Source organism: Sphingomonas sp. SphC10 (assembly GCF_057004845.1).
Genome location: NZ_CM168044.1, coordinates 3,621,728 through 3,648,048 on the forward strand (window position 1 = coordinate 3,621,728; position 26,321 = coordinate 3,648,048).

Genomic DNA, 26,321 nt, shown 5'->3' on the forward strand with positions numbered 1-26,321 from the left:
GGACGGGCGAAGGGGACGGGGATGAACGTCCTTTTCATCGAGGACGACCGGATGAATCGCCGCGTCGTGCGCGACATGCTGGATGTGGCGGGCGCGAGCATGGCGGAGGCGGAAAATGCCGAGCTTGGCCTGGAGATGATCGACCGCGATCACTATCACATGATCCTGATCGACCTGCGCATGCCGGGCATGGACGGCATCACCGCCATCCGCCACATCCGCGCGCGGGGCGACCAGAAGGCCGAGGTGCCGATCATCGTGGTGACTGCCGACAGCGGCGTCGACCTGCGCGAACGCTGTCTGAGCGCGGGGGCCGACGACGTGATCGTGAAGCCGGTCGCGATGGATCAGCTGTTCGAGGCGATGGGCCGTATCCTGGCGGGGGATCGCGGCGCGATCATCGGCTGATCATTTGCCCGTCTCGGGCTTGGGCTTCAGCGCCTCGGCCAGCGACGCGGTCGCGCTGCCGCGCTTGGCGGGCACCGGCTGCGACGGGTCGGGTGCCCAGCCGGTCAGGAAGACCAGGTTGAACTGTTCGGCCACGCGACCATCGGGATCGGCTAAGTCGGCAAAGGCCCCCGCCGCCGCTGCCAGCGCGTCCCGCCCGATCGGACGCCGCTCGGCCAGCAGGTTGCTCGCCCCCATGCCGCGCAGATCGCCCAGCAGCCGCCCGAAATCGCGGTAGCGGACCGCCAGCGTCTCGATATCCGCGACCGGCAGGGTAAAGCCCGCGCGCATCAGCAGGTCGCCCGCCGACCGCACATCGACCTGCGGATGGAGCCGCGCGACCGGCCGTTCGGCCTCGGCGACGCGCAGCGCGGCGCGCAGGCGGGGCAGCGATCCGCCGCCGACGAACGCGCCCAGGAACAGGCCATCGGGGCGCAGTACCCGGCGGATCAGCGTCAGCGCGCCGGGCAGGTCGTCGATCTGGTCGAGCACGCCCGCACTCACCACTAGGTCGAAACTGCGATCGGCGAAGGGCAGGCGGTCCTCGTCGCCCTGAACGCCCTGCGCGGCGCGGGCAAAGGCGAAGCCGGGGTCCAGCCGCGCCACCCGCGTCCCCGGCGGGGGCAGGAAGCTGCCGTCGAAACAGCCCAGGTCCAATATGTCGTGGAACGGCCGGGTGACGGCATCCAGCCGCTCGGCAAGCCCGTCGAGCATCGCGGCGCGCAGGAAATCATGCTCGGCGAAATCGGGCTGGGCACGGTCGCGCCGCAGGCGGCGGGCGCGACGGTCGAAGATGGTGGACATGCTCACCCGCGCGCTTGTGCGCGCTCGCGCGATCGGGGACAAGGCACAGCCGATGGGGGCGGGATCGAAACAGACCGGATTTGCGATGGAGCGGGGCCGCGCCGTGCTCGCCGCCCCGCTGCTGGCCCTGGCGCACTGGGCCTTGCCGCCGCGCTGCCCGGGCTGTGCCGAGCCGGTCGAGGCGGATCATCGTTTCTGTGGGCCGTGCTGGGGGCAGTTGCGGTTCCTGGACACGCTCGGCTGTACGGGTTGCGGAATGCCGCTGGGCGGGCTGACGGGGCGATGCGGGGCATGTCTGGCCGATCCGCCGCGCCACACGGGGGTGTATGCCGCCGTCGCCTACGGCCCCATCGCGCGCGAACTGCCGATCCGGCTGAAACATGGCGGGCGGATCGGCGTGGCGGAGACGATGGCGGGGCCGATGGCGCGGCGGATGCCGCCGGGGGCGGACCTGCTGATCCCCGTCCCGCTTCACCGTTGGCGCTTGTGGCGGCGCGGCTTCAATCAGGCGGTGTTGATCGGCGAAGGCGTGTCGCGGCGCAGCGGGGTGTCGATGGCGCGGCAGGTCCTCCAGCGGGTACGCGCGACGCCGCTGTTGCGCGGACTGTCCCCCAAGCAGCGGCGCGCAGCGGTGACGGCGGCGTTTCGCGTCACCGACCCAGCGGCGGTGAAGGGGCGGCATGTCGTGCTGGTCGACGATGTCTATACCACCGGCGCGACGGCCGGGGCCTGCGTCCGGGTGTTGCTGGCGGCCGGGGCGGCATCGGTGGCGATCCTGTGCTGGGCGCGGGTCATCGAAGGGGCGGGCGATTGACAAGCGGCGTCCCGCGACACACCTGAAGGGCATGGCAAAGGTCGAAATCTACACCAAGGCGTTCTGCCCCTATTGCACGCGGGCCAAGGCGCTGCTCGCCTCCAAGGGCGTCGAGCCCCAGGAATATGACATCAGCATGGGCGGCCCCCAGCGCGCCGAGATGATCCAGCGCGCGAACGGTCGCACCACCGTGCCGCAGGTCTTTATCGACGGACAGCATATCGGCGGCTCGGACGATCTGGCGGCGCTGGACAAGCGCGGAGGGCTCGACCCGCTTCTGGCGGCATGACCAAAATCGCGGTGTTGCAGATGACGGCGGGGATCGATCCCGCCGCCAATGCCGGGGTTCTGGAGCGTGCCATCGCCGAGGCGGCGGCGAAAGGCGCGGCGATGCTGTTCACGCCGGAGATGTCCGGGCTGATCGACCGCGATCGTACGCGAGCGGCGGCGCATCTGGTGTCCGAAGGCGAAGATCCGGTGCTCGCCCGCGTGCGCGCGGCGGCGGCGGCGCATGGCCTGTGGGTCCATCTCGGCTCGCTGGCGGTGCGGGAAGCGGACGAGCGGTTGGCCAATCGCGGCTATGTCATCGACGGCCGTGGCGACATCCGCGCCCGCTATGACAAGATGCACCTGTTCGACGTCGACCTGCCCAGCGGCGAAAGCTGGCGCGAATCGGCGGCCTATGCGCCGGGCGCGCAGGCCGTGGTGGTCGATACGCCGGTCGGTCGTCTGGGCCTCGCCATCTGTTACGACCTGCGTTTCCCGGCGCTGTTCGCCGCGCTGACCGAGGCGGGGGCGACGATCCTGTCGGTGCCCGCCGCCTTTACCCGGCCGACCGGCGCGGCGCACTGGCATGTGCTGCTCCGCGCCCGCGCGATCGAGGCGGGGGTGCATCTGGTCGCCGCCGCCCAGACCGGCGAGCATCAGGACGGTCGCGCCACCTATGGTCATTCACTGATCGTCGGCCCCTGGGGCGAGGTGCTACTCGACATGGGCGAGGCGGCGGGGCTGGGCTTTGCCGAAATCGATCCGGCGCAGGTCGAGTCGGTCCGCGAACGCCTGCCCGCCATCCGCCATCGCCGCGCCATTCCGCCGGTGGTGCAGGCATGATCGTCTTCGATCTGCGCTGTGCGGGCGGCCATGTGTTCGAGGCCTGGTTCGCCTCCTCGACCGCCTATGCCGGACAGCGCGACAAGGCGCTGGTCGAGTGCCCGCTCTGCGGCGACCGCAGCATCGAGAAGGCGGTGATGGCGCCGCAGATCGCCGCCAAGGGCAATAGCAAGCCCGATCTGCCCAGCCCGCAGGCGATGAAGGCCGCGCTCGAACATCTCGCCCAGGCGCAGGCGAAGATGCTGGAGACATCCACCTGGGTCGGCGGTGCCTTTGCCGAGAAGGCACGCGCCATGCATGAGGGCGAGGCGCCCGTGACGCAGATCCACGGTCAGGCCAGCCTGGCCGAGGCCAAGGCGCTGATCGAAGAGGGGGTGCCGGTCGCCCCCTTGCCCTTGCCCGTGGTGCCGCCCAAGCTCGCCAACTGACCGGCCATCGCGCCCGACAAACCGCTCTGGACCACGCCGCGCGCCGCCTGTATCACCCGGCCTGCATGGGGCCCCGTAGCTCAGCAGGATAGAGCATCAGATTCCTAATCTGAGGGCCACTGGTTCGAATCCAGTCGGGGTCACCATGCAAGATGTCGGCCTCGTCCGTGAAAAATCGGCAATCATAACGATTGCGAAACGGCTTTCCGGCAAGTCAATCGACAATCATGCCATGAAACGCGATCTTAAGAGGTCGATGCGATAACCGCCTCATATTCCGGGTGGTGCATGATGAAAAACCTCAAGATCAGCGGCAAATTGTTCGTGGCGTTCGGCATCCTTGCCACCGCCCTGGTCGTCACGATGGTGCTGTCCATCATGAGCCAGCAGCATCTGAACAGCGTGGCCGAGAATCTGGGGCGCGTTCGCCGCGACAAGCTGGTCGCCATTTCGCAGATCAACACCGCGACGTCCGACTACCGCGTCTCCGAGGCGACGGTCGTTCTTTCGACCGAACCCGATCAGATCGACGCCGCCTATCGCGACCTTCAGGAACGGTCGCAGATGATCGCCAAGAGCGAAGCCTTTCTGGACCGGGCTTTGTCATCGCCCAAGGCGATCGAACAATTCCGCAGCTTTCGAGACCATTGGGGTCAGTTCGAGCAGCAGTCGCGCAAGACGATCGATCTCGGCCGCCAGAATCTGAATACGGAGGCGCTGGCCAGTTTCCGGGCCAGCAAGCGTATGTATGATACGGCGAACAAGGACGCCTCCATCATGACCGACATTCAGGTCGCTTTGATGGACAAGGAGATGAACGAGGCGAATCAGGACTATATCTGGTCGCGTAATGCCTCGATCGCCATTTCGGTGCTGGTGCTCGCCCTGACGGCCTATCTGCTGATGACCCTGATCCGCGGTATCGCCAATCCGCTGGCGGCGATGACCACCGCGATGCGGCGGCTGGCGGCGGGGGATCTGAACACCAGACTGGAGGTCGAACCGCGTCGCGACGAAGTGGGCCAGTTGGCCGACGCGATGGTCTCGTTCCGTGACCAGCTTGTCGGGGCGGAGCGCGCCAAGGCCGAACAGACCAGCCTGATCGTCAGCAGCATCGGCAGCGGCCTCGACGCGCTGGCGCAGGGCGACCTGACCAAGCGGATCGAGGCGGACCTGACCGGGCCGTTCGCAAAGCTGAAGCAGGATTTCAACAACGCGATGGACTCGGTCTCCGCCACGCTGACCGCCGTGAACGCCAGCGCGCAGGGGATCACCAACGGCGCCGCCGACATCCGCGAGGCGTCGGACGACCTGTCGCACCGCACCGAGCAGCAGGCGGCCAGCCTGGAGGAAACCGCCGCCGCGATGCACGAGATCACCGAGACGGTGCGCGAGACGGCGGAAAACGCCAAGCGCGCCAATCAGGCGGTCACCGAAACCCGTGCCGATGCCGACCAGTCGACCGATGTGGTGCGCAAGGCCGTCGAGGCGATGCATGGCATCGAACGCTCGTCGCATGAGATCAGCGAGATCATCGCGGTGATCGACGGCATCGCCTTCCAGACCAATTTGCTGGCGCTGAACGCCGGCGTCGAGGCCGCGCGCGCCGGGGATGCGGGCAAGGGCTTTGCGGTCGTCGCCTCCGAAGTGCGCGCGCTGGCGCAGCGTTCGGCCGACGCGGCCAAGGACGTGAAGGAGCGGATCACCGCTTCGACCCAGCAGGTCGATACCGGGGTGCAACTGGTCGCGCAGGCGGGCAATGCGCTGACCCGCATCACCGGGCGGATCGGCGAGATCAACGCGCTTGTCTCCGACATCGCCTCGGCCGCGGCGCAGCAGGCGACCGGCCTGCAGCAGGTGAACACCGCCGTCGCCGAGATGGACGGCGTGACCCAGCAGAATGCCGCGATGGTCGAACAGGCGACCGCCGCCGCGCGCAGCCTGTCCGAGGAAACCGGCCACATGACCCGCGAGGTCGGCCGCTTCCGCCTGATCGACGGCGGCATGGTCGCGCGGGCCCCCGCGCCGATGGTCCATCACTCGCCGGTCCACCAGCTTCAGGCCCGGGTGGCGCAGGCGACGCCCCGCATCGCCGCCGCTCCGCGCGTCGCCCGCGCATCGAGTGCCGCCGCCGCGGTCGTGGTCGACGACGGCGACTGGTCGGAATTCTGATCTCCCCAAAGGGGGAGGCGGCAAAGCCTGTTCGTTACAATTGCCCGACGATCGTCCCGGCGCGGATCGCTTGTCCCTCGACCAGCGATCCCGCCAGTGTCATGCCCTTGGGCAGGAACAGGATGATGGTCGAGCCATGCTCGAACCAGCCCATTTCCTCTCCCTTGCCGATGCGGGCGGAACAGGCGGTGCGGCCGGGGCCGTGGTCGCGGAGTGTCGCAACGGTATCCAGGCAGTGGAGGCGGATGCTCGCCACCAGGATCGCCGCGACCGGCACGATCAGCAGCGGCTGGCCCGAGATCAACATCCGCGCCTCGATCACCGCGCGTTCGTTGCGGCAGAACAGGCGCTCGACCCGTTTCAACGCGATCGGATTCACGTTCCAGCAGTCGCCCGACAGATAGGTCACGCCCTCCACCACGATATCCGTCGGCGCATGGAAACGGTGATACATGCCCGCCGTCAGCCGCAGGGTCAGGAACGACCCGTCGCGGAAACGCTCGACCAGTTCGGGATCGGGGATCAGGTCGCCCAGCGTGTAGGGGAAGCCCTTTACCTGATAGAGCCGGTCGCCCTCGATCCGGCCATGTGCGCCGACCAGTGCGTCGCAGGGGGAGGCGATGGTATCGGGGTCGCTGTCGAAGACGCGCGCGCCGTCGCGCAAGGGACGGACGAAACCGTCGCGCAGCGATCTGAACCGGGTCGTGCGCGCATCCGACAGGTCGACGCCTGCGAAGAATTTCCAAAGCGCAAGGCTGGGCCTGGCGATCAGCGGATGCTCGATCCGGGCAAGCCACCCGACCAGTTTCGTCGCGAATCGACGCGGCAGGCGGTTGGTGACGAGGAAATTGATGTCCTCGTTCAGGAAGAACCGCATGATGGGTCCGCGCATTGTCATGCCTCCGTCATGGGTACGCGGTCAAAGGCCGCATGAACCCGATTCTCACTGGCCTGCTGGCCGCTTCCGCCGGTGCCGTTGCCCTGACGAAGGGGCATCGGCGGCTGACCCTGTCGCGCGCCAAGCATCCGGGGCTGGGCGGGCATGTTCGCATGGCCAAGCGGATTGCCGGGCAGATCCCGTTCTACAGCTATGGCGAGGACCGCTTCTTCCGCGTCGACGATGCGCCGGGCGCGATTGCCGACCAGCGGCGCGCGGGCTTCGAGCGGTTGGGCGCGCTCTTCGCCGAACGCTATGCGAAGACGCTGGCGCTGACCCGCGAGACGCGCGGCGGCCTCTCCGACCTGCAATTCACCGGCGCGTACCGCGTGCCGTTCCAGTTCCGCGAGAAGGTGTGCACGACGCTGGCCACGGGCGCTTTCTATCAGCGATCGGAAGGGCCGATGCTGGTGGATCTGGACGGCAACCGGCTGATCGACCTGACCGGCTCCTACGGCGTCAACCTGTTCGGCAACGACTTCTACAAACGGACCATGGCCGAGGGGGCGGCGATGGTGGCCGATCTGGGCGGGGTGCTGGGGGCCTTCCACCCGGTCGTCGCCGACAATGTCCGCCGCCTGACGATCCTGACGGGCATGGACGAGGTGTCGTTCCACATGTCGGGCACCGAGGCGGTGATGCAGGCGGTGCGGCTCGCGCGTTACCACACCAGGCGTCCGCGCCTCGTGCGCTTCGCAGGGGCCTATCATGGCTGGTGGGGCGATGTTCAGCCCGGCATAGGCAACCCGGTGCCCGCCAACCGGACGCTGACGCTGGCCGACATGTCCGAGCGCACGCTGAAGGTGCTGGCGACGCGCAAGGACATTGCCTGTGTGCTGGTCAATCCGCTCCAGGCGATGCATCCCAATGGTTCGGCGCCGTCGGACGGGCAGTTGGTCGATGGCGGGCGCAAGGCGGGGGCCGATCTGGCCGCCTATCGCGAGTGGCTGCACAAGCTGGCCGAGACCTGTCGCGCGAACGGCATCGTCCTGATCTTCGACGAGGTGTTCATGGGCTTCCGCCTGGCGAAGGGTGGGATGCCCGAATATTTCGGGGTGAAGCCCGACCTGATCACCTATGGCAAGACGCTGGGCGGCGGCCTGCCGGTCGGCGTGTTGTGCGGCCCGGCCCATCTGATGAAGCGCTGGCGCGAGGATCGCCCGGTCGACATCTGCTTTGCGCGCGGGACCTTCAATTCGCACCCCATGGTGATGGGGGCGATGAACGCCTTTCTCCAGCGGCTGGAAACGCCTGAGGTGGCCGCCCTGTATGACGGGCTGGACGAGCGATGGAATGCGCGGGCCGCGATGTTCAACGCACGGATGGCGGAGGTCGGACTGCCCCTGTCGGTCGCGCATGTCCAGACGATCTGGACCATCCTCTATTCGGTCGCCTCGCCCTATAACTGGATGCTGCAATATTATCTCCGGGCGCACGGCTTGGCGTTGAGCTGGGTCGGGACCGGGCGGCTGATCTTCAGCCTCGACATCGACGACACCCTGTTCGCCGATATTTGCGACCGCTTCGTTGCAGCGGGACAACAGATGCGTGACGATGGCTGGTGGTGGACGTCGCCCGATGCACCGCAGGCGTTGAAGGCGGCGAACAAGGCGATCCGGCGGCGGATCTTGAAGGAGTCGCTGGCGGTTAGGTTGGGGCGGGGGAAGGGCTGACCTCTCGCATCTTAAAAGCCCCTCTCCCGGCAGGGGGAGGGGTTGGGGAGGGGCAAGGGCCACGGGAGTTGGTCTCTGTGAGACTCCGTGCCCTCCCCCAACCCCTCCCGCCTGCGGGAGGGGAGCGGCCAGGGGCAGGCCGTTTGGAAAAAATGGGCGGCGGTCCCCTTGGAACCGCCGCCCCGTCCGTCAAACCGCAGCAGAAATCACGCCGCCTTCAAATCCTCGAAATCATCGACATCGTGATGATCCATCCGCTCGCCTTTCATCAGGCGGCGCGGCGCGCTCTTGTACATCTTGAAGTCGTTGAACGGGTCGGTGACGATCTTGGTCGCCCAGACCAGGCCGGTCTCCAGATCGCGCGCGACCCAGAGCTGCATCACCCGCACGAAGATTGCGCTGACGCCCAGGCCCAGCCAGCCGACGCCGACATGGCGCAAATAGCCCATGAAGCCGTCCGGATATTCCAGCGTGCCGAACAGCGTCGGCTGGATCAGCAGCACGACCGGGATCGCGCCCCAAATGGCCATCAGCACATATTTGCGCGCCAGATTGTAGCCGACCTTGATCTCTTCCTTATGCTCATGCGTCGCCTTGTTCACATGGTCATAGCCCTTGGGTTCGAAGAAGAAGTGCCCGGCTTGGCGGCTGGTCATCGCCACGCCCCAGGCGAGCAGGCTGGCCACCGCCGGGTCGATGAACAGCAGGACATAGGCGGTCAGGAAGGTACAGGCGCTGACGAAGTGCAGGCTCTGATTGACCAGACTGTGATGATAATAACGATGATCGTCCCACCGCTGTTCGGCGAGCTGCGCGCGAAAACCCGTCATTGGACATGTCCTTGGAGGGAAGGCTGACGCTTGGCGAAGCGGACCAGCGAGAAATGGCCGAGCGGGGGCAGGGGGCGGCTTTCGACCAGCTCCACATCGCCGCGCGTCGCCGCCCAATTGGTGTAGCGCTCGAACGGAAAATCGGTGCGGAAGCCCAGGCGGCTGGTGATCGGCATTAACGTCTTTTCGATCCGGCCGCGCAGGCCCTCGCCCGCGCCGACGCGCGTCGCGATCACGATCTCGCCGCCGGGGCGACAGATGCGCGCGAACTCGTCGAGCGCCTTTTCCGGGTTGGGCACCGCGGTGATGACATATTGCGCGACCACCACGTCGAAGCTGTTGTCGGCGAATTGCAGCGCCTCGGCATCGCCGTAAGCGATCTGCTCGACATGGGAGAGGTTGCCGCGCTTCACCCGTTCGCGCGCCTTGTCGAGCATCGGCTCGGACAGGTCGACGCCGACGATGCGGTTCGCCCGCGAATATTGGGGCAGCGAAATGCCGGTGCCGACCCCCACCTCGATGATGCGACCGCCGATGCGTTCGGCGGCGACGATGGCGGCGGAACGGCCTTTCTTGAAGACGGGGCCGAAGACCAGATCATAGACAGGCGACCAGCGATCATAGGCCTTGGTGACGCTGGCGGTACTCATCTGCGTTGCCATCGAAAGGGGCATCCCGTTGAACGACGATGCGATCCCTGTTTGCAGCAGGCGGTGACAGTTTCACGACAAATCAGGCTTGGCTTGCGAGATTTTCGCAATAGCGCAACGAATATGTCATCATACGTGCATGAATATGTCGCACATGTTGGATAGAGGATAATGTAGAGGTGCTGTCTCCTTGTGACGGCGATCTAATCTAAACTGCACGCATGCCGCGGAATGCGGATGCCCTGATCCTCTATACTTGGTTGATTTGAATATATTTGGTGCTGCGACTCGGCTGTTCCGAGTCGGTGAGCCCATCCGCCAATGGTGACGGCGGCCCATCGCACGGCCATGGCAGCACGGGATGACCCGATTTTTCGGCAGGCCATAACGCATGGTGCGTTTTGCCATTCGCTTGGCGTTTTCTACCACGCATTGGCATTACACACCGGTGCAAAAACTGCTAAGCCATTGAAATACCGTATTTCATGTGTATGGCATGACTAATGCAGTAACTCACATGCCGGGGTGATCCGGCATAAAGGGAGTTACCACCATGTTGCTGACACTGCTGATCGCATTGACCCTGTCCGCCGCTCCGGCCCGCCCGGCCGTCGAGCCCGCGCCCACCACGCCGAACGCCGTCACGCTGAACACGGTCGCCGTCGCGACGAGCGGCGCTGAGCCCTCGGTCATGCCGTCCAAGGCGACGCGCTACTGCGTCGTCGCGCAGATCACCGGCTCGCACCTGCCGATCAAGGTCTGCCGCACCGCCGACGACTGGATCGCGATGGACGGCCAGATCCCCACCGGCCGCATCGCGCGTCGCTGATCCTCGAAAAGCGGAGACCCATCATGATGTTCGCCGTACTCGCCGCCGCTGCCGCCCTGTCGGCTCCGTCGTCCGCCCCGTCGCCGCGCGAGGAAGCCGTAAGGCCCGCCGCCGCCGCCGTCGAAACCGCAGCCCTGCCGACCGCGCCGACGGCCGCCGCCAAGCCGACCCGCTATTGTTTCCTGAATGTCGAGGAAGACCATATCATGCGCGGCAAGGTCTGCATGACGCGCAAGCAATGGCTGTGGCGCGGTGTCGACCCGCTGACCTATATCGGCCGCACCAAGTGAAGCACGGGAAAAGGGGCCGCCTTTCCAAGGACGGCCCCACCCGGCGCGATCAGACCAGATCGCGCGAATAGACGTTGTAGATCTTGTTGACGTCGCTCTTGATGGTCTCGGCGATCGAACGCATCCCCTGATTGTCGTCGAGGACCCAGCCGATCTCGCCGCGCGACGCGCCATATTTGGTGACCGAGGCCTGGCGGATATATTCGATCATCATGAAGGCGAGCTGGCCTGCCATGCGCGACGCCTGAAGCTCCTTGACCACGCCCATCAGCGGCACGCGCATCGTCCGCACCTTGGGCGCGCGCAGCCACAGCAGCAGCTTGGCCCAGCCGAAGGGGAGCAGGCTGCCCTTGAGCGGCTTGATCGCCTCGTTCAGATCGGGGAGCGTGATCATGAACGCCACGGGCTTGCCGTCCAGCTCGGCGATGCGGATCAGGTCGTTGAAGACGATCGGCTTCAGCTTGACGCCGACATCCTTGATCTCGGGCGGGGTGAGGGGGATGAAGCCCCAGTTATCCGACCAGGCATCGTTCAGGATGCTCAGGATGATCGCGGCCTCTTCCTCGAACTTGGCCTTGTTCACCTCGCGCACGCGGATGCGCTCATTCTTTTCGCCCGACTTGATGATCCGCTGGACGATGGGCGGAAATTCCTGCGTGATGTCCAGCTCATAGGTGAAGAGCTGCTTGACGACGCCGTAACCGGCCGCCTCGATCCAGCCCTGATATTCGGGGCGCGCATGGCCCATCATGATCGTCGGGTCCTGGTCGAAGCCCTGGACCAGCAGACCTGGCTCTTCCCAGACCGATTGCGAGACGGGGCCGATCGCACGGGTCATGCCCTGCTCGCGCAGCCAGCCCTCGGCGGCGGCAAGCAGCGCCCGGAACACGTCCTGGTTCACCGCATCCATCAGGCCCCAGAAGCCGACGCCAGGCCCGAAGCCCTTGGACGGCTCCATCTCCAATGCCAGCGTGTCGAGATGGGCCGAGATACGCCCGACGACCTTGCCATTCTCCTCCGCCAGGAAAAGCTGCGCCTTGGCATGGCTGTACCAGCCATTCTTCTCCGGCGTGATCAGTCCCAGCGCCTCGCCCTTCAGCGGCGGAACCCAGTGGGGATCGTCGGCGTAAAGGCGAAAGGGGAAGTCGACGAAGATCTTGCGATCCGACTTCGACGAGATGGGGCGGATGGAAACGGTCATGGGATACGGTCCGGCAATGATTTTGCCATCGTTCCTAACCGTCCGCGTCGATCATAGCGAGTGAGGATTCCGTCATGGCAGGGCGTGGGAATGCCACCGTGTCGCCACTATGTGGGGGCAAAGGATAGAGCTATGGAATCGACGCTTTCTTTTGAACGGAGTGCGCAGGCCGTCGCAGCGGCCCCTTCCGTGCGTGTCCCGATTGCGGACGACAAGGCGATGCTGCGCGCCGCCGCCGAGCTGACCCGCGACCTGATCGCGCCGCGTCCCGGCCTGTACTGGGGCGATATGGTGGGCAGCGCGCTGGTCGGTTATGCGGCGCTGGCCGTGGCGGTCATGGCATCGTCGACGGGCGTGGTCGTGGTGGCCTCGGTCGTGGCGGTGCTGGCGCTTTATCGCGCCTTGCTGTTCATCCACGAAGTCAGCCATATGAAGCATTCGGCGCTGCCGCGTTTCCGCGAAGGCTGGAACGCGCTGGTCGGCGTGCCGCTGCTGACGCCCGCCTTCATGTATGAGGGGGTGCACAACCTCCATCATGCCAAGACGCGGTACGGCACGGCGGACGATCCCGAATATCTGCCGCTGGCGCTGATGAAGCCGTGGACGCTGCCGGTGTTCATCCTGGTGTCGGCGCTGGCGCCGCTGGGGCTGCTGATCCGCTTTGCGATCCTGTCGCCGCTGTCCTGGGTCATCCCCGGCCTGCGCAAGATCGTCGTCGAGCGTTATTCGGCGCTGGCGATCAACCCGCAGTTCCGCCGCCGCATGCCCGAGGGTGAGGCGCTGGTCCGCTTCAACCGCACCGATGCCGCCGCCTCGATCTGGGCGATCGCGCTGATCGCGATGGTCGCGACCGGCGTGATCCCGGTGCGCGGTTTTGCGATCGGCTTTGCGATCGGCTCGGCGGTCGCCGTGCTGAACCAGGTCCGCACGCTCGTCGCCCATCTCTGGGAGAATGAGGGCGAGCAGATGACCGTGACCGCGCAATATCTGGACTCGGTGAACGTGCCGCCGCCCGCGCTGCTGCCGGGCCTGTGGGCGCCGGTGGGATTGCGCTATCACGCGCTGCACCACCTGCTGCCGTCGCTCCCTTATCATTCGCTGGGCGAGGCGCACCGCCGGATCAGCGCGGCGCTGACGCCGGAATCGCCCTATCACAAGGCGAGCTACAAGGGCCTGCCGGGGCTGGTCGCTAAGATCGGATTGAGCTCGATCCGCCGGGGGAAGTGACTTTTCCCTGCTGGGCGAAGGACGGGGCGTGCGCTTCGACTTCGTTCAGCAGGAACGGGTTTCGGGATTTTTTCCTCCCTCCGTACAGCCTGAGCGAAGTCGAAGGCCAAGGGAACACCTCCGCCAAGCCGCTATGCCTGACCCGTGCACTTCGACTTCGCTCAGTGCGAACGGACGGTGGGATTGAGGTCGGTTAGCGAGCCTACGCCCCTCATTCCTCGGTCCGGAACAGCACCGCTTCGCCGATCAGGAAGAACAGCAGGATCGGCGCCCAGGCCGCGAGGAAGGGGGGGTATGCCCCCAGATCGCCCATCGCCATCGAGAAATTGTCCGCCACGAAATAGGCAAAGCCCAGCGCCATGCCGATCACGGCGCGGACGAACAGCTTGCCCGACCGCGCGATGCCGAACGCCGCGACCGCGCCCAGCAGCGGCATCAGCATGGCCGACATCGGCGCGGACAGCTTGTGCCACAGCGACCCCTCCAGCGACTTGGTCGGCCGTCCCGCTTCCTGCAGGTCGGTGATCGCGCTCGACAGCGCACCGAAGGACAGATTGTCGGCGCTGACGCTGGCCAGCGTCAGCTGCTCGGGCGACACGCCGCGCCCGACGATCAGTGAGGGATAGTTGGTCAGCTTGCCCGACTTCACCTCGAAGCGCGTCGCCGGGCCGATCTGCCAGCCATCGCCCGAGCGCACGCCGCGCGGAGCCCGCACGATCGCCTGAAGGCTGCCGCCCGCGCGGTCATACAGCGTCACGCCGCCCAGCTGGGTCTTGGCGCCCCGGCCCTGGATCAGATCGACCGAGATCAGGTCGTCGCCGTCGCGCACCCAGACATTGGCCCGGTCGCCGCTGTCGATGGGCAGGGGGCCATATTGCACCTTCTGCCAAGCCGACAATGTCGCGCTGGCGCGCGGCACGATGCGGTCGTTGAACGCGAAGCTGAAGGCCGCCACGCCCGCGCTGGCGATCAGCAGGGGGGCGAGCACCTGATGCGCCGACATGCCCGCCGCCTTCAGCGCGATGACCTCGGAATTCTGGTTCATCGTGAAGAAGGTCAGGATCGTGCCGAGCAGCACCGAGAAGGGTAGCAGGAACGAGATGATCTGCGGCGCGCGCAGCGAGACGTAACGCCACACCTGCGCCTGTCCGTTGCCCGGCGCCGCCAGCACCGCACCGGATTCGCTCAGTACGTCGAGCGTCTGGAGCACCAGCGCCACCGCGAACAGGATGGCGAAGGTGCGGATCAGGAACATCTTCGCCATGTAGATGGCGATCGTCTTCGACGGGAAAATGTTGGACAGGCTCATGCCGTATAGGCCTTTTTACGGCGGCGGCCGGGTATCCAGCGCCCGATCGCCTTGGCCAGTTTGGCCACCCCGCGCTCCAGCGCGCCGATCGGCTGGCCGCCGGGCACATAGGCGGTGACATAATACATCCACAGGACCAGTCCCGCGAACACCGCGAATGGCCCCCATAGCGCCAGGATCGGGTTCACCCGCCCCAGCGCGCCGATATCGGCGGCATATTGGTTCACCTTGAAATAGGTGACCAGCATCACGATCGACAGGAACACGCCCAGCGCCGAGGTCGATCGCTTCGGCGGTATGCCCAGCGACACCGCGAGCAGCGGCAGCAGGAACATCGTCACCACTTCGACTACGCGGAAATGGAATTCGGAGCGGCTGCCTGCGCGCGCCTCGGCGCTCTGCGCCTCCTGACCGTGACGGGCCAGTTCGGGCAGGGTGAACTCCAGATCGCGGCCGCCGCGTTGGCGGAAATTGTCGAACTTGGGTAGGTCGATCGGCAGGTCATGGCTGGAGAAGGTTAGCACGCGCGGCGCCTTGAACTCGGGCCGGTTGTGGATCAGCGTGCCGTTGGTCAGGCGGAAGATGATGACGTTGGGGTCGTCGGTCGCCAGGAAGCGTCCGCGCGCCGCCGTCACGCCGATCCAGTCGCCCTTCGACGTGTTGGCATGGACGAAGATGCCCGACAGGTCGCGACCATTCTCACGGCTTTCCTCGATGCGCAGGGTCATGCGGTCGCCCAGATGGGTGAACTCGCCGACCTTGATCGACGCCCCCAGCGCGCCGGTGCGCAGTTCGTAGCGCAAGCCCTCGTAATAATAACGCGCGACCGGCTGGATATAACCGACGATCGCCAGGTTCAGCGCGGCGAGCACGATGGCGTACATGTACGGCACGCGCAGCAGCCGGGTATAGCTCATGCCCACGCCGCGCATCACGTCCAGCTCGGACGAGGTGGCGAGGCGACGGAAGGCAAGCAGGATGCCCAGCATCAGCCCGATCGGAATGCCCAGCCCCAGATATTCGGGCAACAGGTTGGCGAGCATCCGCCACACCACGCTGATCGGCCCGCCTTCGGTCGCGACGAATTCGAACAGGCGGCGGATGCGATCGAGCACCAGCAGCATCGCCGAGATGAGCAGCGTCGCGAACAGCGGCAACGCGATCAACCGGGCCATGTAGCGATCGATAGATTTCATGCCGGGGACATCACTCGCGCGATAAAACGGCCATGGCTATACGGGGGTGGGCAGGGCGCGTCACCCCCTTCGTTTTTTGAGGGGTTTCCCTTGAGTTGGTCTTTGGTGTGGCGTGGGATTCCCTTGGCCTTCGACCGCGCTCAGGCTGAACGGAGGTGGTGTTTCGGTCTTGATACAAAAGGCCGTTCAGCCTGAGCGCAGTCGAAGGCCACGCCCAACCCTCGCCCCAAACCTCTCAAGCCGCGGCGCTGACCGGCCCTTCCGCCCGCTTCAACGCCGCCGCCACCGCACGTTCCAAGCCAACCAGCGTGAACGGCTTGCGCAACACCTCATGCCCCTCGAACCCCGTGGCCTGCGCATCGCCCGCAAAGCCGGTGACGAACAGCACCGCCAGATCGGGATGGCTCGGGCGGATCGTGGCGATCAGTTCGGGGCCGGTCAGGTGCGGCATCAGCACGTCGGACACGATCAATCGGATGCCCGGATGCCGCGCCAGCAGTCCTTCCGCCTCGCGCGGGTCGTTGCAGGGGATCGGGTCATGGCCCAGTTCCCGAAGCGCGCTCATCGTCGCGGCCAGCACGCGGGGATCGTCCTCGACCAGCAGGATGCGCAGCGCATCGTTCGCCTCGGCCTGGGTTTCGGCCGCAACCGGCACGGCCTCGACCGGCAAGGCGGGGGCGGGGGCCGAGTGGCGGGGGAGATAGAGATTGACCGTCGTGCCCTTGCCCGGTGCGCTCTGGATGGTCACGTCGCCGCCCATCTGGCCGACCAGCCCGAAAATCTGGCTGAGCCCCAGCCCGGTGCCCTTGCCCGCGGGCTTGGTGGTGAAGAAGGGCTCGAACACCCGTTCGATGACCTCGGGCGTCATGCCCTCGCCGGTATCGGCGACCGACAGCACGACATAATCGCCCGCCTCGCCGCGCGGCAGGGCATGCGGCCCCATCTTCATCTCGGCGGTGCGGATGGTCAGCTCGCCGCGCCCGTCCATCGCGTCGCGGGCGTTGACCGCCAGGTTCAGGATCGCATTTTCCATCTGGGTGCGATCGCCGAACAGCGTCCATCCGGTCGTCCAGTCCTGGATCGTCACCTTCACCCCGTCGCCCAGCGTCCGGTCGAGCAGGTCGCGCATCCCCTCGACCAGGCGGCGCGGCACCAGCGTTTCGGGGGCCAGCGCCTCTTCGCGGCTGAACATCAGCAGGCGGCGGGTCAGCGCGGCGGCGCGGTGCGCGCCTTCGGTCGCGCTTTCCAGATGGCGCGCCATGTCGTCCGGCGATCTGGTCCGGCGGGCCAGTTCGAGCCCGCCCAGCACGACCGCCAGCATGTTGTTGAAGTCGTGCGCGATCCCGCCGGTCAACTGGCCCAGCGCGTCCATCTTCTGCGCCTGACGCAGCTTGGCTTCCTGAACCTTCAGTTCCTCTGTCGCGACTTCGACTGCGCTGGCCAGTTCCTCGGCCCGGGCGCGTTCGGCGCGCGCTTCGGCATGGGCCTTGGCCCGCTCGCTGACCGCGCCGACGATGATCCAGGCCAGCGCGATGCCGCCCAGCACCAGCACGATGCCGAACACCACCAGCCCGCCCGCGATCCGGTTGGAATGCTGGATCGTCTCCTCGGCGGCTTCGGAGCGTTGTTGCAGGAGCACCCGCTCGCCATCGGTCAGCCGGGCGAGCAGATCGTTGATCTTCAGCAGCGCCTCGGCCTGGCGGGCCTGGTAATAGAGACCATAGGCCTGACGGTTGAGGTGATAGGTGGTCGACAGCGCGATCGTCGACAATTCACGGCCGCGCGTGCCATAGGCTTGGCGAAGCTGGTCCATCAGGCGTTGCTGCTGCTGGTCCTCGATCATCCGGTCCAGCCGGTTGAGCTGTACCCCCGCCGTCGTCCATTCGTCCTGATAGAGCTGGCCCAGCTTGCGGTCACCCGAGATGACGTAGCGGCCCAGCGACGCCTCGGACCGGGCGATGGTGCCCGCCAGCGTGCGGGCGGCGATCATCACGTCATAGCTGTGGCTTTGCCGCTCCAGCGCGCGGTCGCGCTCGCGATTGGCATGGCCCAGCGTGATCACGAGCATGGCCAGCGTCACCGCACCCGCCACCGCCATCGCGATCAGCGCAAAGGTCCGCCACCGGCCGACCCCGCCAAGCTCGTCCTGATCCATCACGGGCGCGACGCTATCCTCGACGGTCGGATATTGTAAAGTCGGGCCGACACTGCATTCGGCCCGACCATGGGGTCAGGCGATGACGCCGACCGCCTGACCGGCGGCGCGGAACATGCCCAGCACGGTCTGGATCTGTTCCGGCATATGCTCGGCGCAGATCGAGCAGCGCAGCAGATAGGTGCCTGCCGGGGTCGCGGGCGGACGCGCCATGTTCACATACAACCCGCCGTCGAGCAGCGCCTGCCACATGATGACCGCCTGTTCCTGATCCTCCAGGATGACGGCGACGATCGCGCTGTCGCAATTCTCGGTGCCCAGCTTGAAGCCCATCGCCTTCAGCCCGCCATGCAGCGCGCGCGCATTCGACCATAGCCGCTCGCGCTTTTCGTGCGCGGTCATCAGCTTGCGGATCGAGGTCGCGGCGGTTGCGACGACCGAGGGGGGCAGCGAGGCCGTGAAGATGTACGGACGGCAGGCCAGGCGAACCGCCTCGAACTTCGGATGGTTGGACACGACGAAGCCGCCGACCGTGCCGACCGACTTGGAGAAGGTGCCGACGACGAAATCGACCTGGCCTTCCAGCCCCTGCGCTTCGTACACGCCGCGCCCGTTGGGGCCGAAAAAGCCCATCGAGTGCGCCTCGTCGACCAGCACCATCGCGCCATGCTTCTTGGCGACGGCGACCATCTCCTTCAGCGGGGCGATATCGCCCAGCATCGAATAGACGCCCTCCAGCACGACCAGCTTGGCCGGTTCCTTGGGCAGGCGGCCGAGCCGCTTGTCGAGATCCTCGACCGAATTGTGGCGGAAGCGAACGATCTCGGCATTGCCCTGCTGGCAGCCGTCATAGATGGACGCATGGCTGTCGGCGTCGAGGATGACATATTCACCCTTACCTGCCAGCGTCGAGATGATGCCCAGGTTCGCCATATAGCCGGTCGAGAAGACGATCGCGCCGGTCGTGCCATAGAACTCGCGCAGCGCCTGTTCGACGTCCATATGGTCGTGGAAGGTGCCGTTGAGCATCCGGCTGCCGTTCGTGCCCGAGCCGAACTTCTCCAGCGCGTCCTTGCCCGCCGCGATGACGTCGGCGTCGAAGGTCATGCCCATATAATTATAGGTGCCGAGCAGGATCGTGTCCTTGCCGCGGATCACCGCCTCGGTCGGCGACTTCACCTGTTCCATCACGATCGCGAAGGGATCGGTGACCCCTGAGTCGAGCAGCTTCTGCCGCTCGGCGATCAGACCGTCGAACTTGGAGAGCAGGTCACGCTCGGGCGCGATTTCGGGCGCTTCGGCGGGCAGGGCGTGGGGCTGGGCAGCGGCTTCGGTCATGTCGGTGTCCGTTTGAAGGCGATCAGGCTTGCTTCAGCTTTTCGACCGCGTCGACCAGCTGGCCGACATTCTCGATCTCGGCCTGCATGTTCATCGAGATGATGATGTCGAACTCGTCCTCGATCGCGGCGACGAAATCCATCACGGTCAGGCTGTCCCACTCCAGGTCGCCCTGGAAGGTCGTCGCCTCGGTCAGCGCGACGCCCTTTTTGTTGAAGGGCGCGATCTGGGCCGCGACGGTGTCGAAAATGGCTTGGCGGTCGCTCATGATGATCCTTTCAGTCGGGCGCCCAGTGGCACCCAAATGCGGCGGCTTTTCGACCGCGTGATGGTGTTCGCTATAGCAAGCCGTTGGCACGATACCACCGTGCCGTATCCGCCAGCCCCTTGGCCAGCGGTATGGCGGGTTCCCACAGCGCCGGGTCGGGGCGCAGGGCGGGGTCGGCGGTCCAGTCGGGGTGGCAGAGATAGCCGACCCGGTCGGCGGTCAGCTTGGCGCCAGGCCCGCGCAGCTTGCGGTCGATCTTGGCGCCCAGGCTCAGCAGCCCCTTGGGCAGGTGCAGCGTCATCACCCTCCGCCCTACCGCCGCACCCATCGCCTGGGCGAGTTCGGCATGGGTCAGGACCTGGCCGTCATCGACCTCCAGCAACGCGCGGGGGCCGTTGGTGGCGACCAGCGTGGTCAGCAGTCGGGCGAAATCCTCGACCGCGATCAATGACAGCTTGCCCGGCGGCGGCATGAAGGCGAGGCCGAGCCTGGCGGTGCGGAACACGTCCAGCCACTCGGTATCGTGCGGGCCATAAATGCCGCTCGGCCGGACGATCGTCCAGTCGAGGCCGCTCCCCGTCACCACATCCTCGGCCTGTCGCTTGGACCAGCCATAGACGGACAGGTCGGGCTCCCGCGCCGACAGCGAGGAAACATGGACGAAGCGCTGGATCCCGGCTGCTTTCGCCGCCTCGACCATCGCGCGCGTGCCGTCGATATTGCCCGCGACAAAGCCTTCGCGGTCGGGCGCGTTCACCACGCCCGCGATGTGCAGCACGGCGTCGGCCCCCTCGACCAGCGTAGCGAGGCTGTCGGGCTTGTCGAGCGCCCCCGCGATCCAGGTGATCCCGGCGCGCGACGGCTGCGCCCGGCGGGTCAGCGCGCGCAGGGTCAGGCCGGACCCGGCGGCACGGTCCACCACCGCGCGACCGACGAAGCCGGTCGCTCCCGTCACCGCGACGATCATAGCAGGGCCAGATGGTTGCGATGGATCAGCGCGGCGCGCGGGGCGTGACCCAGTATCTCGGCCTGCTGGTCAGAGCGGGTGCCGACCAGCGCGCGCGCCTCGGTCGAGTCATATTCGCTGAGCCCCCGTGCGATGGTGCCGTTCGGCCCCTCGATGGTGACGAGGTCGCCGCGCGCGAAATGGCCCTGCACGGCCGTGGCGCCCGCCGCGAGCAGGCTGTTGCCCTCGGCCAGCGCCCTGGCCGCGCCCGCATCGACCGTGATCGCGCCGCGCGCGGTCAGCCCGCCCGCCAGCCACGCCTTGCGGGCAGGGGCGCTCTTCTCGGCGACGAAGATGGTGTGGCGCGCAGGCGTCGACAGCGGATGGTCGATCCGACCCGATGCGATGGCGAGATGCGCCCCTGCGCTGACCGCGATCCGCGCGGCGGCGATCTTCGACACCATGCCGCCCGATCCCATGCCCGAGGCGGAGCCGCCATCGGCCATGCCGCTGACCGCATCGATGCGCTCGACCCGCTCGATATGGCGCGCATCCGGGTTGGTGTGCGGGTTCGAGTCGTACAGCCCGTCCACGTCGGAGAGCAGCAGCACGCCGTTCGCGCCCGCCGCCTGTCCGACCCGCGCGGCGAGCCGGTCATTGTCGCCGAAGCGGATTTCCTCGGTGGCGACGCTGTCATTCTCGTTGATGACCGGCACCACGCCCAGACCCAGCAGCCGGTTCAACGTCGCGGCGGCGTTCAGATAACGGCGGCGATCCTCGAGATCGTCGAGCGTCACCAGCATCTGCGCGGCGGTCAGGTTTTCCGCGTGCAGCAGTTCCGCCCAGGCCTGGCTGAGCGCGATCTGGCCGGTCGCGGCGGCGGCCTGCGCATCCTCCAGGCTCGCCCGGCCGCCCTTGGGCAGGCCCAGCCGACGCGCGCCCAGTGCGATCGCACCGGAAGAGACGATCGCGATCTGCTGCCCGGCGCGTACCCGTGCGGCGATGTCGGCGACGAGTCCGGTCAGCCAGTCGCGACGGACTTCGCCCTCGGGCGTGACGAGGAGGGCCGAGCCGACCTTGACGATCAGCCGCTGGCAGGTCGTGGGGGGGAAGATCATTGTGGAGTGGAGTGCCACGATTGTCGGTCTCTGCGAGGCTCTTTTCCCTCCCCCGGCCCCTCCCGTTTACGGGAGGGGAGAAGAAAGCGTGAATAGCTCGCCAAGTATCGCTCCCCTCCCGCAGGCGGGAGGGGATGGGGGAGGGCAGGGTGTCTCACCGAGCCCACCACCCGACGCATCAGCCCAGCGGCGACCACGTGATCTCGTCCTCGCCCTGGTCGTTCTCCGGCACCGCATCCGCCCCCGGACCCATCTGCTCCAGCAGCTTGTCGAGCACCCAGTCGACACCGATGCCCGCCGCGCCCGACAGCGGGATCACGTCCGCGCCGCTCGCCTCGGCCAGTTCGGCCGACAGCGCCTCGATCAGTTCGTCGTCGAGCGTGTCGATCTTGTTCAAGGCGATGATATGCGGCTTGTCGATCAGGCCCGCGCCATAAGCCTCCAACTCGTCGCGGACGATGCGGTAACTTTCGGCCACGTCCGCGTCATTGGCGTCGACCAGATGCAGCAGCACGCGGCACCGCTCGATATGCCCCAGGAAGCGGTCGCCGATCCCGGCCCCGTCCGCCGCACCCTCGATCAGGCCGGGAATGTCGGCGACCACGAACTCGCGCTCGCGATGCCGCACCACGCCCAGCTGCGGCCGGGTGGTGGTGAAGGCATAGGCGCCGACCTTGGCCTGCGCGTTGGTCACGGCGTTGATGAAGGTCGACTTGCCCGCATTCGGCAGGCCGACGAGCCCGGCATCGGCGAGCAGCTTCAGGCGCAGCCAGACCCATGCCTCTTCGCTGGGCCAGCCGGTGCCATGCTGGCGCGGCGCGCGGTTGGTCGAGGTCTTGTAGGTGGCGTTGCCGCGCCCGCCGTCGCCGCCGCGCAGGAACACCTCGCGCTGGCCGACCTTGGTGAAGTCGAGCAGCACCTCTTCCTTGTCCTCGGACAGGACCTGGGTGCCGACCGGAACCTTGATGACCAGGTCCTCGCCACCGCCGCCGGTGCGGTTCGAGCCCGATCCGCCATGCCCGCGCGGCGCCCGGAAATGCTGGGTGTAGCGGAAGTCGATCAGGGTGTTCAGGCCCGCGACCGCCTCGAAGACGATGTCGCCGCCCTTGCCGCCGTTGCCGCCGTCGGGACCGCCATATTCGATGAACTTTTCACGGCGGAAGGATACGGCGCCGGGGCCGCCCGCGCCGGAACGGACGAAAATCTTGGCCTGATCGAGAAAATGCATGGCGCCGCCTTTACCGCTGACCGCGCCGACTGACCAGCCCGGCCGTTTATGACGGGGACGATCAGGCGACCAGCGTGGCCGCGCCGCATCGCACGCCGTTGACCGTCACATCCGCCTGGCCGACATGCAGGCCCAGCAACTCGGTCAGATCGCCGATCAGCGCATCGAGTATCGGGGCGACCGGCGTCAGCGCCGCTCCGACGATCCCGGTCAGCCCCGACAGGTCGAACCCCTCCAACCGCAACGTCACCTGCTGGATCAGCGACGCGGCGATCCCGCGTACCGCCGAATTGGCGGTGACCGTCCTGGTCGTCCGCTGGCTGATGTCGTCCTGATCGAAACGAACCTGTTGCCATGCGCTGTCGCTCGCCAGATCGAGCTTGGCATAGCCCCAGACCCGCGCCAGCAGCAGCTGGAGCAGCACGGTCTGGCCGGTGATGGGCGAACGGCTCATATCGTCGAAGCGGTTCTGGTCGACCTGGGCGATGGCCAGCGTGCCGGGGGAGGGCAGGGCGTCGATCGTCACCGTCTGCACGGGACCAGCGCAGGAGACACTGTTCAACCGGGCCTGGGCCGCGGCGGTTTCGACGAAGATCGGCAGGCGGATATTGGCGAGCAGGGGAACGCCGATCTCGCTGTCGATCAGGAATCGTTGCTGCGCGGTCCGCATGATGGTCGAGCCGTCCTGCGCCACCGCCAGCCATGGCGTACTGGCCGGGCGCTCGCCGATCGCCACCAGAATCCTGGTCGACAGCAGTCCCTTGATCGAACCGCCCAGGTTCAGCGCGACCTGTCGCTGCCCGTTGGCGACCGACAGCGATTCGCGCAGCATCGCATAGGCGTCGACCTCGATCAGATCGCGCGCCGGCACCCTGGCCGTATTCTCCAGCGGCCCCAGATCGATCAGCCGGGTCAGCGGGACCTTCGATCCCGGTACGCGCAGCGCTATCCGCCGCAATATGCCCGCTGCATCCGGCTTGTCGGTCGCATCGGCCATGGCCCCCAGCAACTGCGGCAGCGTGACGTCGGCGGCCAGGATCGTGTCGAAACTTGCCCCGGTCAGGCCGATCTTCGTGCCCAGCCCCTGAATCATGGGTAGCAGGTCGAGCTGTGCGCTCACCAGCGCCTGATAATCGCCTATCGACAGCGACAGGTCGCTGCCCGCCAGTCCGTTGAGCAGCGCACCGGGCAATCCGCCCGACACGTTGACCAATCGGGTGCCGAGCGAAAAGGCGGCCATGTCGATTCGCCGCGCCACCGCCCTGGCGGAGACGGGCGCGGTGTTGCGCCCGGTGAGTACTCGCCCGAAGAACAAGGGGACGGGGCGGCTGAGCGCGACACGCAACGCTCCGGCATCGGCGCCCGGCACGAATCGGTCCTGTGGCACGATCGCGGCATCCGCGCGGTAGCGACCCGGCGTGATGGTGCTGGTCACGTCGCTCAACCCATTGGCGGCGAGCAGACGGCGAATCGCTTCCTCGCGCCGATCGGGGCTGGACGAGGCCGCCGCCAAAGCAGCCTCGTCGGCGATGCCCTGCAAGCGGCGCTGCGACAGGGTCAGCATGCCGATATCGACCCCCAATGCGGAAAAGCCGATCAGCGCCATGGTCATGATCGCGGTCAGGATGCTCACCGCGCCGCGCCGATCGCCCCACAGCCTACGCATCACAGCCCGCCGATCATCGCGATACCCTTGGCGGTCATCGTGCGGCCCGGGGTGGGGACGAAGGGCAGGTTGAGCAGCGGATCGGACGTGGCGTCGTAGCGGATCGACACGGTCATTATGTTATCGACCTCGACCGCGTCCACTTGCCCCCGGCTGCTGCGCAGAATGCCGGTCGAATCGATCATCCGCTTGGCGGTGTCGACGGCGATGCCCTTGCGCTCGGTGGCGCTCATGCCCGCCAATGCGGCGCGGGCGGCGTCGTTCGCGGCCTGCTGAACCAGATGCGCGGTCAGGAAATATTCGCCAAAGCTGACGATCCCCATCAGCATCGTGAGCAGGATCGGCAGGACCAGCGCAAACTCGATCAGCGCCGCGCCCCGCCGGTCACGCAGGACTTGGGGCCGAACGACGCGGCAACGGTGCGGCACGGATCGGGCGATAGAACAAAACACCGAAGGTTCCCCTTCCTGCGGTAGAATTGAAGTTCCACACAAGTAGAGTACTGAATCCTTATCGGTCTATTACCATGCTGTATCGGCTATCAATTTCGATGTTATAATGTGGATCAGTGGCCATATTGGCTTGGTAGAGGTGGTTCCATTATTTGGTCATGACCGATATGGGCATGACGCTGGCGTAACGAAATCAAGAGGCCGCGAATCGCGGCTTTCGACCGCAATGCTGTGATCGACCTGAAATTAATTTGGATCAATGGCTCCCGAATGTCGGGAGTTGTCGAGCATGATTGTTCGCTGTGCGCCTCGCCCAAGCGTGGCTGTCATCTCCACATCCCGGACGCCGATCCTTGGACCGTGTAAAGCAGGCTGGCGGCATGGTTCGAGCGGCCTGGCCGGACATGTCCGGCCAGCCGCAAATCATATGACGCCATCTCATGGCGACGCCGCGCTGGCGGACAGCGACTTGGTCATACCGGCTCTGCCCGAATCCCTCCCTTCAGGAGCGGGGATTCGGGCAACGCGTCATTCAGGCTGCGAGCGGCATCGCGGGATTTCGCTCGTCTTCCAGGTCCAGCGCATAATGGAGACTGGGCGACAGCATGTCGCGCCCGGCCGAGGCGCGGGCCATGCGGTGTCCGGTGGGACGGAAGCCGAGCTTTGTCAGTACCCGGCCCGAGGCAGGATTGTCGGCGAAGTGCCACGCCCCGAGTCGCGCGATGGGCAGGGCATGGCGGGCCATGGCGATGACCGCATGACCTGCCTCGGTCGCATAGCCGCGACCCCAGGCCGCCGGTGTCAGCCAATAGCCGAGTTCATGGCCGGTATCGCCCGCGATGATCGCGATCCCGCCGATCAATTCGGGCGCGCCGCCACGATCGAGCGCGGTGATCAGGAACTGCGGTTCGGTCGGGCCGCAGGGCCGGGCCAGCCACTGTTCGGCATCGCCGATGGTATAGGGATAGGGAACGCGCGCCGCCATGCGGGCGACGGCTTCATGGCCGATGGCCTGGGTCAGGGCGGCGGCATCTTCCGGCCAGGCTGGCCGTAACAACAATCTTGGGGTCCGCGCGAACATCACTCGACAACTCCTCGTCGCGTCGGGCGCTTGCCACACGCCCATGACGGGACGGCGACATTGGCCCAAACGGTGGAGGGAGCATGAAAAAAGGGAGCCGGGGTGACCCGTCTCCCTTTTTTGCTGGTTCCTGCGCGGAACCCGGGTCACCC

At 66.5% G+C, this 26,321-nt stretch carries 26 protein-coding genes and 1 tRNA gene; 11 read left to right on the forward strand and 16 right to left on the reverse strand.

The window, feature by feature from the left end:
- Positions 1 to 21: 21 nt before the first annotated feature.
- Complete coding sequence (locus ACWKSV_RS16810) at positions 22 to 408, forward strand: response regulator (RefSeq protein WP_056430281.1); 387 nt, start codon at positions 22 to 24, stop codon at positions 406 to 408.
- Here the strand turns inward: ACWKSV_RS16810 and ACWKSV_RS16815 are convergent, their stop codons facing one another.
- Entirely contained in the window at positions 409 to 1,251 is an 843-nt protein-coding gene (locus ACWKSV_RS16815) for a class I SAM-dependent methyltransferase (protein ID WP_172839714.1), read from the reverse strand.
- On the opposite strand from ACWKSV_RS16815, the gene ACWKSV_RS16820 reads away from it, so the two are divergent.
- The 6 genes from ACWKSV_RS16820 (at position 1,250) to ACWKSV_RS16845 (ending at position 5,775) form a co-directional block, all read left to right on the forward strand.
- Positions 1,250 to 2,065, forward strand: coding sequence for a double zinc ribbon domain-containing protein (locus tag ACWKSV_RS16820; RefSeq protein WP_483666821.1), 816 nt, complete (start codon positions 1,250 to 1,252; stop codon positions 2,063 to 2,065). The two genes, ACWKSV_RS16815 and ACWKSV_RS16820, sit on opposite strands and share 2 nt — an antisense overlap.
- A 31-nt stretch (positions 2,066 to 2,096) precedes the next feature.
- Entirely contained in the window at positions 2,097 to 2,354 is a 258-nt protein-coding gene (grxC, locus tag ACWKSV_RS16825; protein ID WP_042486177.1) for a glutaredoxin 3, read from the forward strand.
- The gene (locus tag ACWKSV_RS16830; RefSeq protein ID WP_076715065.1) at positions 2,351 to 3,175 is read left to right on the forward strand and encodes a carbon-nitrogen hydrolase family protein; all 825 of its coding nucleotides are present in this window, start codon (positions 2,351 to 2,353) and stop codon (positions 3,173 to 3,175) included. The genes grxC and ACWKSV_RS16830 overlap by 4 nt, the downstream gene beginning before the upstream one ends.
- The gene (locus ACWKSV_RS16835) at positions 3,172 to 3,603 is read left to right on the forward strand and encodes a DUF1178 family protein (protein ID WP_191864569.1); all 432 of its coding nucleotides are present in this window, start codon (positions 3,172 to 3,174) and stop codon (positions 3,601 to 3,603) included. Before ACWKSV_RS16830 ends, ACWKSV_RS16835 begins: the two co-directional genes overlap by 4 nt.
- A gap of 69 nt (positions 3,604 to 3,672) precedes the next feature.
- Positions 3,673 to 3,749 (forward strand) — tRNA-Arg (locus tag ACWKSV_RS16840).
- Positions 3,750 to 3,891: 142 nt separating this feature from the next.
- Positions 3,892 to 5,775 carry a methyl-accepting chemotaxis protein gene (locus ACWKSV_RS16845; RefSeq protein WP_076715069.1) on the forward strand — a complete coding sequence of 628 codons (1,884 nt, stop codon included), beginning with the start codon at positions 3,892 to 3,894 and terminating at the stop codon, positions 5,773 to 5,775.
- Positions 5,776 to 5,809: 34 nt separating this feature from the next.
- On the opposite strand, the gene asd is transcribed toward ACWKSV_RS16845, so the two are convergent.
- A complete protein-coding gene (asd, locus tag ACWKSV_RS16850) occupies positions 5,810 to 6,667 on the reverse strand; it encodes an archaetidylserine decarboxylase (RefSeq protein WP_237243532.1) in 858 nt (285 codons plus the stop codon).
- A gap of 38 nt (positions 6,668 to 6,705) precedes the next feature.
- On the opposite strand from asd, the gene ACWKSV_RS16855 reads away from it, so the two are divergent.
- Positions 6,706 to 8,385 carry an aminotransferase class III-fold pyridoxal phosphate-dependent enzyme gene (locus ACWKSV_RS16855; RefSeq protein WP_076715073.1) on the forward strand — a complete coding sequence of 560 codons (1,680 nt, stop codon included), beginning with the start codon at positions 6,706 to 6,708 and terminating at the stop codon, positions 8,383 to 8,385.
- Between the two features lie 206 nt (positions 8,386 to 8,591).
- Here the strand turns inward: ACWKSV_RS16855 and ACWKSV_RS16860 are convergent, their stop codons facing one another.
- Together ACWKSV_RS16860 and ACWKSV_RS16865 are read right to left on the reverse strand one after the other, a co-directional pair.
- Complete coding sequence (locus ACWKSV_RS16860) at positions 8,592 to 9,215, reverse strand: hypothetical protein (RefSeq protein WP_191864570.1); 624 nt, start codon at positions 9,213 to 9,215, stop codon at positions 8,592 to 8,594.
- A complete protein-coding gene (locus ACWKSV_RS16865; protein ID WP_237243533.1) occupies positions 9,212 to 9,865 on the reverse strand; it encodes a class I SAM-dependent methyltransferase in 654 nt (217 codons plus the stop codon). The genes ACWKSV_RS16860 and ACWKSV_RS16865 overlap by 4 nt, the downstream gene beginning before the upstream one ends.
- A gap of 553 nt (positions 9,866 to 10,418) precedes the next feature.
- Between ACWKSV_RS16865 and ACWKSV_RS16870 the strand changes: the two genes are divergently transcribed.
- Together ACWKSV_RS16870 and ACWKSV_RS16875 are read left to right on the forward strand one after the other, a co-directional pair.
- Positions 10,419 to 10,694 (forward strand): hypothetical protein, encoded by a 276-nt coding sequence (locus tag ACWKSV_RS16870; protein WP_076715079.1) that lies wholly within the window; start codon positions 10,419 to 10,421, stop codon positions 10,692 to 10,694.
- 23 nt (positions 10,695 to 10,717) lie between these two features.
- Entirely contained in the window at positions 10,718 to 10,984 is a 267-nt protein-coding gene (locus ACWKSV_RS16875) for a hypothetical protein (RefSeq protein WP_076715081.1), read from the forward strand.
- A 49-nt stretch (positions 10,985 to 11,033) separates the two neighbouring features.
- On the opposite strand, the gene ACWKSV_RS16880 is transcribed toward ACWKSV_RS16875, so the two are convergent.
- Positions 11,034 to 12,185 (reverse strand): GNAT family N-acetyltransferase, encoded by a 1,152-nt coding sequence (locus tag ACWKSV_RS16880; RefSeq protein WP_056430252.1) that lies wholly within the window; start codon positions 12,183 to 12,185, stop codon positions 11,034 to 11,036.
- A gap of 132 nt (positions 12,186 to 12,317) precedes the next feature.
- On the opposite strand from ACWKSV_RS16880, the gene ACWKSV_RS16885 reads away from it, so the two are divergent.
- Entirely contained in the window at positions 12,318 to 13,412 is a 1,095-nt protein-coding gene (locus tag ACWKSV_RS16885) for a fatty acid desaturase family protein (RefSeq protein ID WP_056430250.1), read from the forward strand.
- 211 nt (positions 13,413 to 13,623) lie between these two features.
- Here the strand turns inward: ACWKSV_RS16885 and lptG are convergent, their stop codons facing one another.
- The 11 genes from lptG to ACWKSV_RS16940 all read right to left on the reverse strand — a co-directional run bounded on the left by lptG (position 13,624) and on the right by ACWKSV_RS16940 (position 26,169).
- A complete protein-coding gene (gene lptG / locus ACWKSV_RS16890) occupies positions 13,624 to 14,721 on the reverse strand; it encodes an LPS export ABC transporter permease LptG (RefSeq protein WP_076715083.1) in 1,098 nt (365 codons plus the stop codon).
- A complete protein-coding gene (lptF, locus tag ACWKSV_RS16895; protein ID WP_172839621.1) occupies positions 14,718 to 15,917 on the reverse strand; it encodes an LPS export ABC transporter permease LptF in 1,200 nt (399 codons plus the stop codon). Before lptF ends, lptG begins: the two co-directional genes overlap by 4 nt.
- Before the next feature lie 235 nt (positions 15,918 to 16,152).
- Positions 16,153 to 18,072, reverse strand: a complete 1,920-nt coding sequence (locus ACWKSV_RS16900) for an ATP-binding protein (protein ID WP_076715085.1) — start codon at positions 18,070 to 18,072, stop codon at positions 16,153 to 16,155.
- A 75-nt stretch (positions 18,073 to 18,147) separates the two neighbouring features.
- Positions 18,148 to 19,410, reverse strand: coding sequence for a serine palmitoyltransferase (gene spt / locus ACWKSV_RS16905; RefSeq protein WP_056430241.1), 1,263 nt, complete (start codon positions 19,408 to 19,410; stop codon positions 18,148 to 18,150).
- Positions 19,411 to 19,432: 22 nt separating this feature from the next.
- Complete coding sequence (locus tag ACWKSV_RS16910) at positions 19,433 to 19,678, reverse strand: acyl carrier protein (RefSeq protein ID WP_076715087.1); 246 nt, start codon at positions 19,676 to 19,678, stop codon at positions 19,433 to 19,435.
- Positions 19,679 to 19,748: 70 nt separating this feature from the next.
- Positions 19,749 to 20,645, reverse strand: coding sequence for an NAD-dependent epimerase/dehydratase family protein (locus ACWKSV_RS16915; protein ID WP_076715089.1), 897 nt, complete (start codon positions 20,643 to 20,645; stop codon positions 19,749 to 19,751).
- Positions 20,642 to 21,742 carry a glutamate 5-kinase gene (gene proB / locus ACWKSV_RS16920; protein WP_191864571.1) on the reverse strand — a complete coding sequence of 367 codons (1,101 nt, stop codon included), beginning with the start codon at positions 21,740 to 21,742 and terminating at the stop codon, positions 20,642 to 20,644. The genes ACWKSV_RS16915 and proB overlap by 4 nt, the downstream gene beginning before the upstream one ends.
- Positions 21,743 to 21,920: 178 nt before the next feature.
- Entirely contained in the window at positions 21,921 to 22,970 is a 1,050-nt protein-coding gene (gene obgE, locus ACWKSV_RS16925) for a GTPase ObgE (protein ID WP_076715092.1), read from the reverse strand.
- A 61-nt stretch (positions 22,971 to 23,031) separates the two neighbouring features.
- A complete protein-coding gene (locus ACWKSV_RS16930; protein WP_076715094.1) occupies positions 23,032 to 24,636 on the reverse strand; it encodes a pilus assembly protein TadG-related protein in 1,605 nt (534 codons plus the stop codon).
- Positions 24,636 to 25,088, reverse strand: a complete 453-nt coding sequence (locus ACWKSV_RS16935) for a TadE/TadG family type IV pilus assembly protein (RefSeq protein ID WP_172839622.1) — start codon at positions 25,086 to 25,088, stop codon at positions 24,636 to 24,638. Before ACWKSV_RS16935 ends, ACWKSV_RS16930 begins: the two co-directional genes overlap by 1 nt.
- 532 nt (positions 25,089 to 25,620) lie before the next feature.
- Positions 25,621 to 26,169, reverse strand: a complete 549-nt coding sequence (locus ACWKSV_RS16940; RefSeq protein ID WP_083706551.1) for a GNAT family N-acetyltransferase — start codon at positions 26,167 to 26,169, stop codon at positions 25,621 to 25,623.
- Between the last annotated feature and the right edge of the window lie 152 nt (positions 26,170 to 26,321).